This is a genomic window from Modestobacter sp. SYSU DS0904 (assembly GCF_054051115.1).
On record NZ_JBJHAQ010000003.1, the window covers coordinates 18831 to 36334 of the forward strand.

Here is a 17504-nt window from a genome sequence, read left to right on the forward strand (position 1 = left end):
TACTCCTCGATCTCGTCTGGATTCTGTCGGTGGGCAGTCGGCCGCCGGCCGAAGTGACCGCCCCCGGCAGATCAACGCGCCGGAGGCCCGGCGCCGTGAACGGCGGCCGCCTGCCTTGTTACCGGCAGGTTGCTTGCTTGTGATGCTTTCACGAGACGCCGGGCTGTCAAGCAGACTCCCGCCTGTTCACCGGTGCTCGTGAGGAAGCTCACCACGGGTGTGCGGGCCTCGCCACTCCTGCGCCGCGCTCCGCGTCCCGCGGGCCCGCCGCGAGCGCAGCGAGTGGTGGGGAGGAAGCGCGCGCTCGTTCAGACGACGACGCGCAGCGCGGCGGGCACCGAGCGCACCCGCAACCCCGTCGTGGTGCCGAGGTGGTCACCGTCGAGCTGCCACCCCTGCGGGCGCGTGGCGGTCAGGGTGAGCTCGGTCAGGTCGTGCCACCGGTGGATGCCGCGCCCCCGGGCATCGGGCCGCGCGGCCATCACCTGGCGGACGTGGTGCAGCATCCGCACCACCCCGACCCGGCCCATCGCGAAGACGTCCAGCCCGGTGTCGAAGGACGCCTCCGGGCTCGGGTTGACCGGCCGGGAGCCCAGGTAGGTCCACGGGCTCACGTTGGACAGCAGGGCCAGGAAGAGCCCGTCGACGGGCTCCTCCCCGGGGACGGTGAGGGTCATCGTCGGGCGACGCCGGTCCCGGCCGAGCACGAAGGCGTCGAGGCCGGCCCGGATGTACAGCGCGCCGCTGGACCGGTGGCCGCGCGCCCGCTGCGCCTCGACCCGGGAGATCACGTCGGCGTCGAAGCCCATGCCTGCGGCGAAGGCGAACCAGCGCGGCTCGGTCCACTCCTCGGCCCCCGCGCCCGGCACCCGGGCCGAGGCGGTGCCGAGGGAGACCATCCGGGTGCGGCCGGCGCGAAGCGAGTCGAGGATCTCTCCGGTGGCCTCGACCGGGTCGCGGGAGCGTCCCAGCGCCCGGGAGAAGACGTTGGTCGAGCCGCCGGGGACGACGGCGAGGGTGGGGACCCGGTCGCCCGGACCCGCGCCGAGCAGGCCGTTGACCGCCTCGTTCACGGTCCCGTCGCCGCCCAGGGTGACCACCACGTCGATGCCGTCGGCCGCTGCCTGCGCCGCCAGCTCGCGCCCGTGCCCCCGGTGGGCCGTCTCCACGACGTCGACCTGCAGCTGGCTGGACAGCGCCCGGACCATGACGTCACGCACCCTGGGGGTGGTGGTCGTGGCCGCCGGGTTCGCCACCAGCAGCGCACGCATGGGGTCAACATAGCCAGCCGCGTTCCGGCGCCTTCCGGCAACTCGCCCGGTCGCCCCCGGCGTAGCCTCTGGGCGTGTCTGGCGAGGAGTCGAACGCCCCCGGTCGTCGGCGGCCCCGAGCGGAGGGGCTGCTCGGTGGCGCCGCCCAGCCGGCGGCCCCGAGGCCGGTGCGCACCCGCCCCGCGGCGCCTGCGGCGGTCCGCCGGGCGGCACTGGTGGTCGCGGTCGAGGCGGCGGGGCTGGCCGTCGTCGCCCTGACGATGCTCGTGCTGACCGTCACCGGTGAGCCGAGCAGCGTGGGCCGCGCGCTGGCCGGGGTGGTCTACGTCGGACTGGGCGCCGGGCTGCTGGCGGCCGCGGCGGTCGGGCTGTGGCGGGTCTCCGGGTGGTCGCGGGGGCCGGTGATCGTGCTGCAGCTGTTGCTGGCGGTCATCGGGTACACGGCCGCCTTCCAGGCGGACCAGCCGCTGCTGGGGGTGCCGCTGCTCGCGCTGGTGGCGCTGGAGCTGTACCTGCTGGCCACCCCCGAGGCGCGGCTGGCCTTCCTCGACCGCTAGGCCCCCGTGCAGGGGCCCGCCGCGAGCTTGCGAGCGGTGGGGGGCACGGGGGTCCTTCCTCAGACGAGGTCGATGACCTCGGCGATCGAGGGGAGCACCCGGCCGGGGCGGAACGGGAAGCGGGTCACGTCGGCTTCCTTGGTCGACCCGGTGAGCACCAGCACGGTGTCCAGCCCGGCCTCGATGCCGGCCACGACGTCGGTGTCCATCCGGTCGCCGACCATGGTCGTCGACTCCGAGTGGGCCTCGATCCGGTTCATAGCACTGCGGAACATCATTGGGTTCGGCTTCCCGATGAAGTAGGGCTCCGCACCGGTCGCCTTGGTGATCATCGCCGCGACCGAACCGGTGGCCGGCAGCGGTCCCTCCGGCGAGGGGCCGGTCACGTCCGGGTTGGTCGCGATGAACCGTGCGCCGTCACCGATCAGCCGGATGGCGCGGGTGATCGCCTCGAAGGAGTAGGTGCGGGTCTCGCCCAGCACCACGTAGTCCGGGTCGGTGTCGGTCAGCACGTAGCCGGCCTCGTACAGCGCGGTGGTGAGCCCCGCCTCGCCGATCACGTAGGCCGAGCCGCCGGGCAGCTGGGAGGAGAGGAAGTCCGCCGTGGCCAGCGCCGACGTCCAGATGAACTCCTCGGGCACGTTGAGCCCGCTGCGGGCCAGTCGCGCCGAGAGGTCGCGCGGGGTGAAGATCGAGTTGTTGGTCAGCACCAGGAAGCGGCGCTCCCGGTCCCGCAGCCGCTGGAGGAACTCCGCGGCGCCGGGCAGGGCGTTGCCCTCGTGCACCAGCACGCCGTCCATGTCGGTCAGCCAGCACAGGGACTCGCTGCGCTCGGTCGTCACGCCGTCCTCCTCGTCGGTCGGGATGGTCACCGCCGGGCGGCGGCGAAGGTGCCGAGCGCCTCGTCGGTGAGTCGGTAGACCGTCCACTCGTCCATCGGCACGGCCCCCGCCGCTCTGTAGAACTCGATCGACGGCGTGTTCCAGTCCAGCACCGACCACTCCAGCCGGGCGTACCCGCGCGCCACGCAGAGCTCGGCCAGCGTGCGCAGCAGCTCGCGCCCCAGGCCGGTGCCGCGGTGCTCCGGCCGGACGTAGAGGTCCTCCAGGTGGATGCCGTGGGTGCCGCGCCAGGTGGAGAAGGTGCGGAACCAGAGCGCGAACCCGGCGGCGCTGCCGTCGGGGGCGAGCGCCACGTGCCCGAACAGCGCGGGCGACTCCCCGAACAGGGCCCCGTGCAGCTGGTCGGGGGTCATCTGCGCCTCGTGCTCGGCCCGCTCGTAGGCGGCGAGCTCCCGGATCAGCCCCAGCACGGCCGGGACGTCGCCGGGTTCCACCGGGCGCACCGTCACCTGCCCGTTCAGGACAGCACCTCCTTGACCCGGTCCGGCACGAACCGCTCCAGCGGCGACACCAGCGGCATCACCAGCGGGGACAGCAGGTAGCCGTAGGCGAGCACGCAGGCGGTGACCACCGGGACGACGGCCAACCCCGCGACGAGCAGCACGGTGGCGATCACCAGACCGTAGGGCTTGCCGCTCTTCGGGCTGACCAGGGAGCGGAACGACCGGTAGCGGACGTTGCTGATCATCAGCAGCCCGGGGACGACCAGCACCAGCAGCACCCACAGCCGGTCCCGCCCCTGCATCGTGTCGGCGAAGGCGAACACGCTGGCCAGCACCACCGCGGCCGCGCCCGGGCTGGGCAGCCCGGTGAAGTACCGCTTGTCCGCCGTGGGGTCGATCGTGGTGTTGAACCGGGCCAACCGGATCGCGGCGCAGGCCACCCAGAAGAAGCAGGCCAGCCAGCCCAGCGGGTCCCACTGGTCGCGGCCGTCGGAGAACAGCGCGAAGACCACCAGCGACGGCGCGAGACCGAAGGAGACCAGGTCGGCCAGCGAGTCGAACTGCAGCCCGAACGGCGACACCGCACCGACCAGCCGCGCGACCGCGCCGTCGGCGATGTCGAAGACGACCGACAGCCCGATCAGCAGGCAGGCCAGCCGGTACTCCCCGCGGAAGGAGACCAGGATGGCGCCGAAGCCGCACGCCATGTTGGCGAGGGTGAACAGGCTGGGCAGCCAGGCCCGGGCCCGCCGCCGTCCCCCGCGCATCGAACCGCGGACGAACTCGACCGTCGTCGTCCGCCTGCCGGACACCGGAGGCATCTCAGGCCGGCCGGGACCAGCGTGCGATGACGGTCTCGCCGCCCCGGACCCGCTGGCCCGTGGTGACGGTGATCGTGCACTCGCGCGGCACGAAGACGTCCATCCGCGACCCGAACTTCATCAGCCCGATCCGATCTCCGGTGGCCACCTGCTGCCCTTCCCGCACCCGGGTGACGATCCGCCGGGCCAGCACGCCGACGATCTGGCGGAACACCACGGTGCGGTCGCCGTCGGCGAGCCACAGCTCGCTGCGCTCGTTCCGGTGCGCGCTCTCCTTGCGGTAGGCGGCGAGGAAGCTGCCGGGCCGGTAGCTGACGGAGGTGATCCGGCCGCGGTAGGGCGACCGGTTGACGTGCACGTCGACGACGGAGAGGAAGACGCTCACCTGCTGCCAGTCGCCCTCGGGGGCGACGCCGGGCTGGGGCTCCCCGGCCACCATCACCACGCCGTCGGCGGGGGAGACGACCTCGTCGTCCGGTGGTGGCACGGTGTCGCACCGACGGTCCGGGTCGCGGAAGAACGCCGCCATGTAGGCGGTGAGGCCGAGCAGCGGCCACGCCGCCAGCCGGACCGGTCGGGACCCGGTGACGCGGCCCGTGGCGGACAGCGCCGCCGCGGTGGCCGACGGAACGGCGAGGAAGGGCCAGCCGGCCCGGTCGATGCGCATCGCGCACCGAGGTTACCGGGACGAGCGCGAAGCGCCCGACGGACGCTCAGACGGGCGCCGAGGCGCGGTCGGGGTCGGCGCCCTGCTCGGTGGTGCGCCCACGCGGCGGCCCGCCGTACCAGTCGAGGCAGATCATCGTGGCGTCGTCGCGGAGGTCGCCTCCCGTCTCGCGCAGCACGGCGGCGCCGAGGGCGTGGACGACCTCTCGCGGGTGCAGGTCCGCAGAGTCGGCCAGCGCCGTGGCGACGTCGAGGTTGACCGCGTTGCGCTCCTGCATCCCGTCGGTGAGGAAGACGATGCGGTCACCCGGTTCCAGCGGGAACGGCTGCACGTCGAAGGACTTGCCGGGGAGGACGCCGAACGGTGCCTCGACACGGAGGTCGATCTCCTCCACTCGGCCGGCCCGCAGCCGGAGCGGCAGGACGTGTCCGGCGTTGACGATCTGCGCGGTGCCGGTGTGCAGGTCGACCCGCATGAGCTGACCTGTGACGAACTGCCCTGGAGCGGAGTTCTCCGCCAGGGAGTCGTTGGCGTACCGGGCCTGCTCGGCGAGGTCCAGGCCCTTCCTGCGCCCGTTGCGCAGGCTGCCCACGAGCAGGGTGGCCAACAGCGACGCCGGCACCTGGTGGCCGACGGCGTCGGTGATCGACAGCTGGAGCAGGTCCCGGTCGAGGGTGTAGTCGAAGGTGTCACCGCCGACAGAGCTGGCCGGTTCCAGCCAGCCGGCGAGGGTGAACTGGCCGGCCTCGCACGTGTAGGACGCGGGCAGCAGGCGGCGTTGGATCTCCGCAGCCAGCGCGAAGGGCGTGGAGCGCTGGCCCCACTCGAAGACGTCGGTGTGCCGCCGGGCGGCGATGACGACGTACGCCAACGCGTGCGCGGCGGTGGCGACGTCGGTGACCTCCTTCGCCGAGGGGTGGTGGGGCAGCATGAGCTCGAGCACCCCGATGGCGTCGCCCCGGTCGGTGACCGGGACGATCATCCGGGCTCCGTCGTCGAGGACCTGCACGTCCGGCTGCTGGGTGCGCAGCACCTGCTCGTAGTCGGTACCGGCCAGCGGGAGCGTCTCGGCCTGCTCGACCCCACGGCTGCGTGCTCCGGCAACCTGGTGGGCGGACGTGAGGCGGACCACGGCCCGGCCGCTGAAGTCGGCGATGAGCAGGGTCACCGCCCGCGCGTCCACCATCTCGCCCAGTGCAGTTGCCACGGCTTCCACGGCGTCGATCGGTGCGGCCGTCTCGACCTTCTCCAGCAACGCGCCGACGTCGATCACGTGATCCTCCGAGCCCTGCATGGTGCAGACCCTAGGCGCACGCGATCGCGCCGGGACTTGGACGACAGACGACGGCGGTGGGGGGGGGGGGGGCCGGGGGGGGGGGGCGGGCCCCCCCACGGGCCCAGGTGTCGGGCGAGGTCAGGTGCCGCTGGTGACGTAGGCGCTCAGCAGCAGCGCGAAGGCGCTGGCCAGGATCAGCAGCCGGGCCGGGGTCAGCCCGTTGAGCAGCCCGGCGATCACCCCGGCGCCCGCGGACCGGGCCTCGGCCGCCTGGGCGCCGCGGCGCAGCAACCGCACCTCGTCGGCCAGCAGGGTGCCGCCCGCCCCCAGCAGCGACAGCCCCAGCACCACGAAGACCAGCGCCAGTCGCTCGGCGAACGTGCCGACCGCGGGCGCCAGGAACAGCACCACGAGCAGGCCGAGCAGCAGCCCGATCCCGGCCCCGGCGACCGGCGCCCAGGGACCCATCCGGATCATCGGATCGGGCCGGCGCAGGCGTGGTCGCGGGCGGACGTTCACCGGCGTCGTCGGGTGGGGGGTGTCGCTGGGCGGCGCGCCCGCCGCGGCCGGCGCCGGCCCCGGTGCCCCCTCGGGCGGTCCCGGCTGGCCCGCCGGCGGGTCGGCCGGACCGGCAGCAGCCGGCGCCTCGACGTCCGGGTCCGGTCCGGACGCCGCCGGTTGGGCCGCCGCGGGTGCCGGCTCGGCGGCTGGTGCCGTCGTCGGCTCGCCGTCCCCGGTGGCCGCCGCGAGGGCGGTCGCCCCGCCCGGGCCGTGGGCCCCCGGGTCAGCCCACCCCGGGGTCTGGACCTCTCGCTCGTCACTCATCTGTTCGATCACCTCGGGCGGCGACGCTAGGCGCGAGGTGGGACGCGCCCGCTCAGGTGACCGGGTGTGGCGCACGGGGCCGCTGGGACACCGGCGAGGACTCACCGCCCGTGGTCGGTCGAGTCCGGACGGTCAGCGAGCAGGAGGGGCGCCGACGGTCAGAGCAGCCGGCGGCTGTCCTCGGCGACCACCCGCAGCCAGCGGTACCCGTAGCCCTCCAGCGCCAGCTCGGCCGAGCCGTCGTCGGCCAGCCGGGTGCCGCCCGCGGTGAGCAGGTCCTCCAGCCGGTGGTCGGCCCCGCAGCCGGGCACGGTGAGCGGCACCGACAGCGGATCCGGACCGAGGTTGTGCACCGCGACCAGCGCGCCGTCGTCCCAGGTGCACAGGTGCGCCAGGACGGCGGCGTGCGGCTGCTCCAGCAGCTGGAACCCGCCCCAGCCCAGCTCCGGCGACTCCCGATAGCGGCGGATGAGCAGCTTCATGAACGACAGCAGCGAGTCCGGGTCGCGGCGCTGGTCGGCGACGTTGACGAACTCCGGGGCGAAACCGCCGTCGACCACCGGCCGGGTCAGCCGCTCGGCCGGGGCGTCGGAGAAGCCGCCGTTGGGCCCGCTGGTCCACTGCATCGGGGTGCGCACCGACAGCCGGCTGCCGGCCGCGAGGTCCTCCCCCATCCCGATCTCCTCGCCGTAGAAGAGCACCGGGGTGCCGGGGAGGGAGAACAGCAGGCTGTAGACCATCCGCACCCGCCGCGGGTCGCCGGCCAGCATCGGCGGCAGGCGGCGGATGAGCCCGCGGTCGTAGACCTGCATCTCCTCCTCCGGCCCGAAGGCGGCGAACACCTCGGCGCGCTCGTCGTCGCCGAGCTTGTCCAGGGTGAGCTCGTCGTGGTTGCGCACGAACGTGCCCCACTGGCTGTCCGGGGAGATCGCCGGGCGGGCGGCCAGCGAGGCGGCCAGCGGCCCGGCATCGCAGCGGGCCAGCGACAGGTACATCTGCTGCATCGTGTTGAAGTCGAACTGCATGGTCAGCTCGTCGCCGTTCTGCTCCCCGAAGAAGCGCGCCTGCTCCTCGAACGGCAGGTTCACCTCACCCAGCAGCACCCCGGACCCGGTCCGCCGGCCGAGGAAGGCGCGCAGCGCGCGCAGGTACTCGTGCGGGTCGGGGAAGTGCGCGGCGGAGTCCTCGTCCACGCCGGCCGTCTCCAGCAGGAACGGGACGGCGTCCACCCGGAAGCCGGAGAGGCCCAGCTCCAGCCAGAAGCCCATGATCTTGGCGATCTCGTCCCGGACCCGGGGGTTGGTGACGTCGAGGTCGGGCTGCTCGGCGTAGAAGCGGTGCAGGTACCACGCGTCCGTCTCCGGGCTGTGCGTCCAGATCCCGCTCTCGGCGTCGGGGAAGACGACCTGTCCGCTGGTGTCCGGTGGCTCGTCCCCCCGCCACACGTAGAAGTCCCGGTACGGCGAGTCCTCGCTCGCCTTCGCCGACCGGAACCAGGGGTGCTGGTCGGAGGTGTGGTTGACCACCAGGTCGGCGATGACCCGCATGCCACGGTCCCTCGCCGTCCGGATCATCTCGACCAGGTCACCGAGGGTCCCCAGCCGGGGATCGACCCCGTAGTAGTCGGTGATGTCGTAGCCGTCGTCCCGGCCGGCGGTCGGGTAGAAGGGCATCAACCACAGGCAGGTGACGCCGAGGTCGGCCAGGTGGTCCAGCCGCTGGGCCAGGCCCTCCAGGTCGCCGACGCCGTCGCCGTTCCAGTCCATGAACGTCTCGACGTCCAGGCAGTAGACGACGGCGTTCTTCCACCAGAGATCAGCTGTGTCGGTGATCCGCACGGGTCTCTCCTCAGTCCAGGACGGCGGGCTCGGGGGCCTGCCCCGGACGGCGTGGCTCGACCGGGCCGGGTGGGTCGATCGCGACCGCGGGGGCCGGTGCGGTGACGTCGAGCCGGGGCAGCACGTGCTCCCCGAACGCGTCCAGGAACGGCAGTTGCTCCTGACCCACGTGGTGCAGGTACACCTGGTCGAACCCGAGGTCGACGTACTCGGCGAGCCAGGCGGCGTGCTGGCCCAGGTCGCTGGAGATGCGCACCGCCTCGCCCACCGCCTCCGGGCTGACGTGCGCGCTGGCCTGGTCGAAGGCCGTGGTGCTGTCCAGGTCCCAGCACAGCGGCGGCGGGAAGACGTTGCTGCGCCACTGGTCGTGCGCGACCGCCACCGCCCGGTCCGGGTCGGGGTCCCAGGAGACGTGCACCTGGATGGTGAGCATGCCCTGGCCGCCGGCGTCCCGGTAGGCGGCGACGACCTCGCGCAGGGTGTCGTGCGGCTGGTTGATGGTGACCAGCCCGTCGGCCCACTCGGCGTGCCGGGCGGCGGTCCGCGCCGTGACGGCGGGGGCGATGAGCGCCGGCTGCTGCTCGGGCAGCGTCCAGATCCGGGCCCGGTCGACGGTGACCAGCCCGTCGTGGCTGACCTCCTCCCCGGCCAGCAGCGCCCGGATGATGTCGACGCACTCCCGCAGCCGGGCGTCGCGCAGCTCCTTGCGCGGCCACACGTGCCCGGTGACGTGCTCGTTCATCGCCTCGCCGGAGCCGAGGGCGACCCAGAACCGGCCGGGGAACATCGACCCGAGGGTGGCGATCGCCTGGGCGATGATCACCGGGTGGTACCGCTGGCCGGGGGCGTTGACCGCACCGAAGGGCAGCCCGGTGGTGGCCAGCGCCGCACCCAGCCACGACCAGGCGAAGCCCGACTGGCCCTGCCGGGGGTTCCAGGGTTCGAGGTGGTCGGAGCACATGGCCGCGGTGAAACCGACCCGCTCGGCGTGCTGCACCGCCCGCAGCAGGTCGGCGGGGTGCACCTGCTCGTGGGAGTTGTGGAAGCCGATCACCGTCATGGCGCATGCCTACCGGCACTGGTGATCAACCGCAGGGTGAGTGCAACCGGCAAGGACTCCGGCGCCCGGCCGGGTGACGACGATCAGCTGCCCGCGGCCCGGCGGTAGAGCCGGCGGCCGGGCGCGGAGCTGACCCCGTGCGCGACGGTGCTGACCGCGACCACCAGGGTGCCGGCCGCCCACAGCCGCGGATCGGTCACACCCTCCTCCTCGCTGAAGGAGAGGTAGAACAGCGCGCTGACCCCGATCGGGCCGAACCAGCCCAGGAAGACGGCGTCGCGCAGCCGCAGCCCCAGCGGGCGGGCGAGCGCCAGCAGCACGGGGAGCCGACGCAGCAGCAGCACCCCCACCGGGAAGAGCACCGCCGCCCAGCCGAGGTCGGCCCACCCCGACCAGGGCAGCAGGATGCCCAGCAGCAGGAACAGCGGAAGCACCAGGTACCGGTTGATCCCCTCGTCGATGGTGTTCTGCGGGCCGACGTCGTCCTGGCTGACGGCGAAGTTGTAGGCCAGCCCGGCGACGAACACCGCGAGGACCCCGTCGGCGTTGGCGATCCGGGCGATGCCGAGCACCGCGACCGCCAGCACCAGGGTGAACACCAGCGACGGGCCCTCGTCGATCTCGGCGCGGCTCTGCGCGAAGCTGATCGCGCGGCCGGCGACCAGGCCGGCCACGATCCCGACGGCGACGCCGACGACGACCTGGTAGACGCCGTCGAGGGCGGCGTGCCCGAGGGAGTCCCCGAGCACCAGCGCGATCCCCAGCAGCACCAGCGGCAGGGCCAGTCCGTCGTTGGTGCCCGACTCCTCCGAGAGCAGCTGCCGGGTGCGGGCCGGGAGGTGCTCCTCGGCCGGTTTCCCGGTGACCACGCTGGAGGCGAGCACCGGGTCGGTGGGGGTGATGCAGGCCCCGATGAGCGCGGCCAGGGCCACCGGGATGCCGAGCACCAGCCAGGCCAGGCCGGCCGAGAGCGTGGCCATCCCGGCCATCCCCACCGTCACCAGCACCGCCGTCGGGGTGAACACCGGACGCAGCCGGCGCACCGGGAAGCGCAGGCCCACCCCGATCAGCGAGACGGCCAGCAGCACGCGGGCCATCTCGTGCACCAGGGGGGTGCGCATCGGCTCGGCCACCTCGACCAGCCCGAGCACCTGCGGGCCGACGACCACGCCCAGCACCAGCGCCAGCAGTGGTTCGCTGACGGGCAGGTCGCGCATCTTGCCCGACACCGCGGCCAGCACCACCGCCAGGCCGCCGACCAGCGCGTACCCCAGGTGCAGGTCCTCCACGACGCCCTCCTCGGCCGGTGCGGGACCCGCGCCGGCCGCGGCCCCCGCGCCCCCCTGCCCACCGACCGGCCGACGGGAAACAACCGGTGCCGGGTGGGCGCCCGGCGTCGGCTCAGAAGGTGATCCCGAGCGCGATCCCGCCGAGCAGGTAGACCGCCGCGGTGATCAGCACGATGCCGATCACGTTGAGCACGACACCGGCGCGGAGCATCTGGCCGATGGTGACGTAGCCCGAGCCGAAGACGATCGCGTTGGGCGGGGTAGCCACCGGCAGCATGAACGCGCAGGTGGCCGCCAGGGCGGCGGGCACCAGCAGCACCAGCGGCAGCAGGTCCAGCCCGAGCGCCACCCCGCCGAGCACGGGCAGGAAGGCAGCGGCGGTGGCGGTGTTGCTGGTGACCTCGGTGAGCAGCAGCACGACCCCCGCGGTGAGGAGCACCAGCAGGATGGCCGGGAGCGCACCGACGGCGCCGACCTGGCCGCCGATGTACTCGTCCAGCCCGCTCTCCTGAACCGCCGCGGCCAGGCTCAGCCCGCCGCCGAAGAGCAGCAGCACCCCCCAGGGCAGCTGCTGGGCGGTGTGCCAGTCGAGCACCGAGACGCCCTCCCGGGCCTTGATCGGGATGAGGAACAGGGCGACCGCGGCCGCGATCGCGATGGCCGGGTCGCTGAGCTCGGCGACGAACGGCAGCACGTCGGTGAGCGCCTCCCAGCCGGTGAGCGGCTGCCGGAACACCCAGAGCAGGGCGGTGGTGACGAACACCGCCAGCACGGTCCACTCGCCGCGGGACATCTTCCCGAGCTGATCCAGCTCGGACTGGATGACCTGCCTGCCCCCGGGGATCTCCCGCAGCCCGGACCGGAAGGCCACCTTGGTCAGCACCAGCCAGGCCAGCCCGAGGAAGACCACCGCCAGCGGCAGGCCCAGCAGCATCCACTCTCCGAACCCGAGCACGATGTCGTAGTTCTGCCGGACGAACGCCGCCAGGATCAGGTTGGGCGGGGTGCCGATGAGCGTGGCCAGCGAGCCGATGCTGGCGGCGTAGGCGATGCCCAGCATCAGCGCGACGGCGAAGTTGCGGGTGTCCGCGTCCCGGATGAGCTCGGTGACGGCCGGGCCCCCCTTGGTCTCGGCGGCCGCTCCGACGGCCTGCGAGTCGGTCCCGTCGGCGGTCTGGGGGTCGGCCGGGGCATCGGCGTTGCCGGCGGCCACCCGGTCGAGCACCAGCATGAGCACGCTCAGCCCGATCGGCAGCATCAGCACCGTGGTCGCGGTGTTGCTCACCCACATGCTGAGGAACGCGGTCGCGATCATGAAGCCGGCGATCAGCCGGGGCGGCCGGGTGCCGACCGCCCGCACGGTGAGCAGCGCGATGCGCCGGTGCAGCTCCCACTTCTGCATCGCCAGCGCGATCATGAAGCCGCCCATGAACAGGAAGATGTTCGGGTCGGCGTAGGGCGCGGTGGCCTCGCCCACCGGGAGCACCCCCAGCAGCGGGAACGCCACGATGGGCACCAGCGCCGTCGCCGGGAGCGGCAGCGCCTCGGTCATCCACCAGACCGCGAGCAGCACCCCGACCGCCGCCGTCGTGCGCCCGGCCGTGCTGAGCGCGTCGTCCTGCGCCAGCAGGAAGTAGACGACGAGCGCCGCGACCGGCCCGCCGATCCGGCCGGCCCACTGCCGCCGGGGCGGGACGGAGGTGTCGGTGACGTTGGGCTGGTCCTCGTCGACCGGCCGCCCCCGGGCCGACGAGCCGGTGCGCGCGCCCGCCGCCCCCGGACCGCTCGGCCCGTGGTCGCTCACCTGCCGCCCGCCCCGCACGGTCACCGGTGCCCCGTCCCCTCGCGCCCGGTCCGGCTCAGGCCGGCTGCAGCTCGGCGGCGACCGCGGCCGGGGCCGGCTCGTGGCCGAGCGGCTCGCGGCGGAACCGGCCGGTGCCGTGCGACAGCGAGCGCAGCGCCCGGGCGTAGTCGAGCAGCTCCCGCTCGGGCACCTCGGCCCGCACCGTCGTCTCCTCCCGGCCGGGGCCGACGTCGCTGCCGGTCACCCGGGCCCGCCGGCCGGCCAGGTCGCCGAGCACCGGGCCGACGGCGTCGACCGGCACGACCACCTCCACCCGGCACCACGGCTCCAGCACCCGGGTGCCCGCGGCCGCGGCGAGCTCGCGCAGCGCCAGCGCCCCGGCGGCGGCGAAGGCCGCGTCGGAGGAGTCGACCGAGTGGGCCTTCCCGTCGACCAGGGTGACCGCGATGTCGACCAGCGGCCGGTCCGCGCTCACCCCGCGCGCGGCCTGGGTCCGGATGCCCTTCTCCACGCTGCCGTGGAACTGCGCGGGGACGGCCCCGCCGACCACCCGCTGGTCGAAGGTGACGCCCGAGCCGGGTGCGCCGGGCCGGCCCTCGACGACCACGACGGCGTACTGGCCGTGCCCGCCGGACTGCTTCACGTGCCGGGCGGTGACCGTCGCCTCCCCCGCGAGCGTCTCCACGAGGGCGACCCGCACCGGCGGGGTCGCCACCGTGACCCCGTACCGGGTGCGCAGGTGCTCCAGCAGCACCTCGGCGTGCGCGTCGCCCAGGCACCACAGCAGCAGCTGCCCGGTGTCGGTGCGCCGCTCGACCCGCACGGTCGGGTCCTCGACGGTCAGCCGGGCCAGCGCCGCGGCGAGGCGGTCCTCGTCGGTGCGGGAGGCGGCCGCCACCGCCACCGGCAGCTGGGGGTCGGGCAGCTCCCACGGCTGCACGACCAGCGGCCGCTCCGGGGAGGACAGGGTGTCGCCGGTCTCCGCCGTCGCCAGCCGCGCGACCGCGCACACGTCGCCGGCCAGGCACTCGGCGACCGGGCGCAGCACGCTGCCGAGCGCGCCGGAGATCGCCCCCACCCGCTCGTCGGCGTCGTGGTCGGGGTGCCGGTCGCCCCACCCGTGCCCCTGACCGTGCCCGGAGACGTGCACCGGCATGTCCGGGCGCAGTCGGCCGGAGAAGACCCGGACCAGGCTGACCCGGCCCAGGTACGGGTCGGTCGTCGTCTTCACCACCTCGGCGACCAGCGGGCCGTCGGGGTCGCAGCCCACCCGGCCGGCCGGGGTGCCGTCCGGGCGGAGCACCGGCGGGCAGGGCCGCTCCAGCGGGGACGGGAAGCCGGTGACCAGCAGGTCCAGCAGCGCGTCGATGCCGAGCCCGGTGAGCGGGGAGACGCACAGCACCGGGTGGAAGGCGCCCCGGGCGACCGCGGTCTCCAGGTCGGCGACCAGCTCGGGCAGGCCGATCGGGGCGCCGTCGAGGTAGCGCTCCATGAGCGTCTCGTCCTCGCTCTCGGCGATCACCGCCTCGATGAGCTCGGCACGCAGCCGGTCGGCGTCCGGGGAGCCGGGCTGCGGTTCCAGCAGCGAGACCAGGGCGCCGCCGTCGACCAGCTGGACCGGGTGCACGCCGGCGCCCAGCTGGGCGGCGCAGGCGCGCACCACCTCCGCGACGTCGGCCCGGGGCCGGTCGAGCTGGGTGACGACGACCGCGCGCGGCACCCCGGCCGCCGCGCACTCGTCCCACAGCTGCACGGTGCCGGCGTCGACCCCGGCGACCGCGGAGACGACGAAGAGCGCGGCGTCCGCGGCGCGCAGCGCGGCCCGCAGCTCGCCGAGGAAGTCCGGCGACCCCGGGGTGTCGAAGAGGGTGATCCGGTGGCCGTCGTGCTCGACGGTGGCCGCGTGCAGCGTCACCGAGTGCTGCAGCCGCACCTCCACCTCGTCGGTGTCCAGGCAGGTGGTGCCGTCCTCGACCCGCCCGGCCCGTGGGACCGCGCCGGTGGCGGCCGCCAGCGCCTCCGCCAGCGTGGTCTTGCCCGCCCCCGCCCGCCCGACCAGTGCGACGTTGCGCACCCGGTCCGGTGGGCGGGGCGCCGGAGCACCCGGCCGATCCCTGCCGTTCTCCCTGCCCTGACCGGCCACCCGGACCTCCACGCAGCAGACGCCGTCCCGAGTGGTCACTGTGTCCTGGATCACGTCCGAGGACAAGGGTCGGAGGTCCCCGGTCCGGCCGGGGAGACTGTCGGCGTGCTGCCACCGCCGGGGACGCCGGGCGCCGACCTGCCGGTCCGCGCCGTGCTGGCCGCGCTCACCGACGCGCTCGCCGCCGCCGGCAGCGCGGTGCTCGTCGCCCCGCCCGGCACCGGCAAGACCTCGCTGGTGCCGCTCGCGCTCGCCGGCCGCCTGGCCGGCCGGGTGCTGGTCGCCGAGCCGCGCCGGGTCGCGGCCCGGGCGGCCGCCCGGCGGATGGCGGAGCTGGTCGGTGAGCCGGTGGGGCGGTCGGTGGGCTACAGCGTGCGGGGGGACAGCCGGCGCAGCGACGCCACCCGGGTCGAGGTGGTCACCACCGGCCTGCTGGTGCGCCGGCTGCAGGCCGACCCGGAGCTGCCCGGGGTCGCCGCGGTGGTGCTCGACGAGTGCCACGAACGGCAGCTGGACACCGACCTCGCACTGGCCTTCGACGTGGACGTGCGGGCCACGCTGCGCCCCGACCTGGCGCTGCTGGCGATGTCGGCCACCGCGCAGGCCGGCCGGCTGGCCACCCTGCTCGGCGGCGACGGCCCACCCGCCCCGGTGGTCGAGGCCACCGGGGCGCTGCACGACGTCGAGACCGTCTGGTGCCCGCCGGAGCCCCCGGTGGCGCCGCCGCACGGCACCCGGGTCGACCCCCGGCTGCTCGACGCGGTCGCCGCCACGGTGCGCCGCGCGCTCGCCGAGGGCGCCGGCGACGTGCTGGTCTTCCTGCCCGGCGCCGCCGAGATCGGCGGGGTCTCCGGCCGCCTCGCCGGGATCGACGCCGACGTCCACCCGTTGCACGGCCGGCTCCCGGCCGCTGACCAGGACGCCGCCCTGACCGCGGGGGCGCGGCGGCGGGTGGTGCTGGCCACCGACGTCGCCGAGACCAGCCTGACCGTGCCCGGGGTGCGGGTGGTCGTCGACGCGGGGCTGGCCCGGGTGCCCCGCTTCGACGTCGCCCGGGGGCTCGGCGCGCTGGTGACCGTGCGGGTGTCCCGCGCCTCGGCGGTCCAGCGCGCCGGCCGGGCCGGGCGGGAGGCGCCCGGGCGGGTCTACCGGCTGTGGTCGGCCGCCGAGCACGACCGGCTGCCGGCCGCCGCCGAGCCGGAGATCGCGGTCGGCGACCTGACCGGCTTCGCCCTCGAGCTGGCCTGCTGGGGCTCGCCCGACGCCACCGGCCTGGCGCTGCCCGACGCGCCGCCCGAGGCCGCCTTCACGGTGGCCCGGGCCGCGCTGCGCGAGCTGGGCGCGGTGGACGGCGCCGGGCGGGTCACCGCTCGCGGCCGTGCGCTCACCGCCGTCGGCGCCCACCCGCGGCTGGCCCGGGCCCTGCTCGACGGTGCGCCGCTGGTCGGCCGGCGGCGGGCCGCGGAGGTGGTGGCGCTGCTGTCGGCCGACGTCGCCCCCCGCTCGGACGACCTGGCCGCGGAGTGGCGCGCGCTGCGCGACGCCCGCGGTGGCCCGGCCGCCCGGTGGCGGGAGGAGGCGGGCCGACTGGCACGCGCGGTGCCGGACGCACCCCCGGCCAGGTCCGTGCCCGACGACCAGGCGGCGGGGCTCGTCGTCGGGCTGGCGCACCCGGAGTGGCTGGCCCGGCGGCGGCCGGGCGCCGAGCGGACCTACCTGATGACGGCCGGGACCGGCGCGGAGCTGCTGCCGGGGACCGCGCTCGGCGGCGCGCGCTGGCTGGCGGTGGCCGCCGCCGACCGGGCACCCGGCCGGGCCGATGCGCGGGTGCGACTGGCGGTCGCCGTCGACGAGGCCACCGCGCTGGACGCCGGCGCGTCCCTGCGCCGCACCGGCCCGGAGGTGTCGTGGCGGGACGGCGACGTGCGCGCGGTGCGGGTCGATCGGCTGGGCGCGGTCGTGCTGACCGAGCGCCCGCTGCCCGACCCGGACCCGGCGGCGGTCACCGCGGCCGTGGCCGAGGGGCTGCGCCGCGAGGGGCTGGGGCTGCTGCGCTGGACCCCGGCCGCCGTCGCGCTGCGCGAGCGGCTGGCCGCGGCGCACGCCGGGCTCGGCGAGCCGTGGCCGGCGGTGGACGACGCGGCGCTGCTGGCCGCGCTCGCCGACAGCCCGGCGGTGGCGGCGGCCCGGGACCGGGCGGCGCTGCGGCGGGTCGACGTCGCCGCGGCGCTGCAGGCGCTGCTGCCGTGGCAGCTGGCCGGCCGGCTGGACGAGCTGGTGCCCGAGCGGATCGCGGTGCCCACCGGGTCACGGCTGCGGGTGGACTACGCCGACCCGGCGGTGCCGACCCTGTCGGTGCGGGTGCAGGAGGTGTTCGGCTGGGCCGACGCCCCGGTGGTGGCCGGGCGGCCACTGCGCCTGCAGCTGCTCTCCCCCGCCGCCCGGGTCATCGCCACCACCGGTGACCTGGCCGGGTTCTGGGTCACCGGCTGGCCCGGCGTGCGCAGTGAGCTGCGCGGCCGCTACCCGCGCCACCCGTGGCCGGAGGACCCGGCGTCGGCGGCGCCGACCCGCCGCGCGAAGCCGCGCGGCGGGCCGGTGTGAGGGG

General features: G+C 75.3%; 14 protein-coding genes. 2 read left to right on the top strand and 12 right to left on the bottom strand.

The genetic code is table 11. The features are described 5' to 3' along the window. Positions 1-308: 308 nt before the first annotated feature. Complete coding sequence (locus ACI79U_RS02565; RefSeq protein WP_457067134.1) at positions 309-1271, bottom strand: diacylglycerol/lipid kinase family protein; 963 nt, start codon at positions 1269-1271, stop codon at positions 309-311. Between the two features lie 74 nt (positions 1272-1345). On the opposite strand from ACI79U_RS02565, the gene ACI79U_RS02570 reads away from it, so the two are divergent. Continuing rightward, a complete protein-coding gene (locus ACI79U_RS02570) occupies positions 1346-1828 on the top strand; it encodes a hypothetical protein (protein WP_457067132.1) in 483 nt (160 codons plus the stop codon). Positions 1829-1887: 59 nt separating this feature from the next. On the opposite strand, the gene ACI79U_RS02575 is transcribed toward ACI79U_RS02570, so the two are convergent. The 11 genes from ACI79U_RS02575 to ACI79U_RS02625 form a co-directional block, all read right to left on the bottom strand. Then, complete coding sequence (locus tag ACI79U_RS02575) at positions 1888-2700, bottom strand: HAD-IIA family hydrolase (protein ID WP_457067130.1); 813 nt, start codon at positions 2698-2700, stop codon at positions 1888-1890. Continuing rightward, complete coding sequence (locus tag ACI79U_RS02580; protein ID WP_457067128.1) at positions 2697-3164, bottom strand: N-acetyltransferase family protein; 468 nt, start codon at positions 3162-3164, stop codon at positions 2697-2699. The genes ACI79U_RS02575 and ACI79U_RS02580 overlap by 4 nt, the downstream gene beginning before the upstream one ends. Before the next feature lie 23 nt (positions 3165-3187). Continuing rightward, a complete protein-coding gene (pssA, locus tag ACI79U_RS02585) occupies positions 3188-3994 on the bottom strand; it encodes a CDP-diacylglycerol--serine O-phosphatidyltransferase (RefSeq protein ID WP_457067126.1) in 807 nt (268 codons plus the stop codon). A 1-nt stretch (position 3995) separates the two neighbouring features. Next, positions 3996-4661 (bottom strand): phosphatidylserine decarboxylase, encoded by a 666-nt coding sequence (locus ACI79U_RS02590; protein ID WP_457067123.1) that lies wholly within the window; start codon positions 4659-4661, stop codon positions 3996-3998. 46 nt (positions 4662-4707) lie between these two features. After that, the gene (locus ACI79U_RS02595; protein WP_457067120.1) at positions 4708-5955 is read right to left on the bottom strand and encodes a PP2C family protein-serine/threonine phosphatase; all 1248 of its coding nucleotides are present in this window, start codon (positions 5953-5955) and stop codon (positions 4708-4710) included. Positions 5956-6075: 120 nt separating this feature from the next. Beyond that, positions 6076-6762 (bottom strand): hypothetical protein, encoded by a 687-nt coding sequence (locus tag ACI79U_RS02600; RefSeq protein ID WP_457065084.1) that lies wholly within the window; start codon positions 6760-6762, stop codon positions 6076-6078. Between the two features lie 158 nt (positions 6763-6920). Further along, a complete protein-coding gene (locus tag ACI79U_RS02605; protein ID WP_457065082.1) occupies positions 6921-8600 on the bottom strand; it encodes an alpha-amylase family protein in 1680 nt (559 codons plus the stop codon). Between the two features lie 10 nt (positions 8601-8610). Further along, positions 8611-9660 carry a TIGR03885 family FMN-dependent LLM class oxidoreductase gene (locus ACI79U_RS02610; RefSeq protein WP_457065080.1) on the bottom strand — a complete coding sequence of 350 codons (1050 nt, stop codon included), beginning with the start codon at positions 9658-9660 and terminating at the stop codon, positions 8611-8613. An 83-nt stretch (positions 9661-9743) separates the two neighbouring features. Continuing rightward, a complete protein-coding gene (locus ACI79U_RS02615; RefSeq protein WP_457065078.1) occupies positions 9744-10949 on the bottom strand; it encodes a cation:proton antiporter domain-containing protein in 1206 nt (401 codons plus the stop codon). Positions 10950-11061: 112 nt separating this feature from the next. After that, a complete protein-coding gene (locus ACI79U_RS02620) occupies positions 11062-12777 on the bottom strand; it encodes an SLC13 family permease (protein WP_457065076.1) in 1716 nt (571 codons plus the stop codon). Positions 12778-12808: 31 nt separating this feature from the next. Beyond that, entirely contained in the window at positions 12809-14935 is a 2127-nt protein-coding gene (locus ACI79U_RS02625) for an elongation factor G-like protein EF-G2 (protein WP_457072591.1), read from the bottom strand. A gap of 66 nt (positions 14936-15001) precedes the next feature. Here ACI79U_RS02625 and hrpB point away from each other — a divergent pair, with 66 nt between their 5' ends. After that, a complete protein-coding gene (gene hrpB / locus ACI79U_RS02630; RefSeq protein ID WP_457065074.1) occupies positions 15002-17500 on the top strand; it encodes an ATP-dependent helicase HrpB in 2499 nt (832 codons plus the stop codon). Positions 17501-17504: the final 4 nt, after the last annotated feature.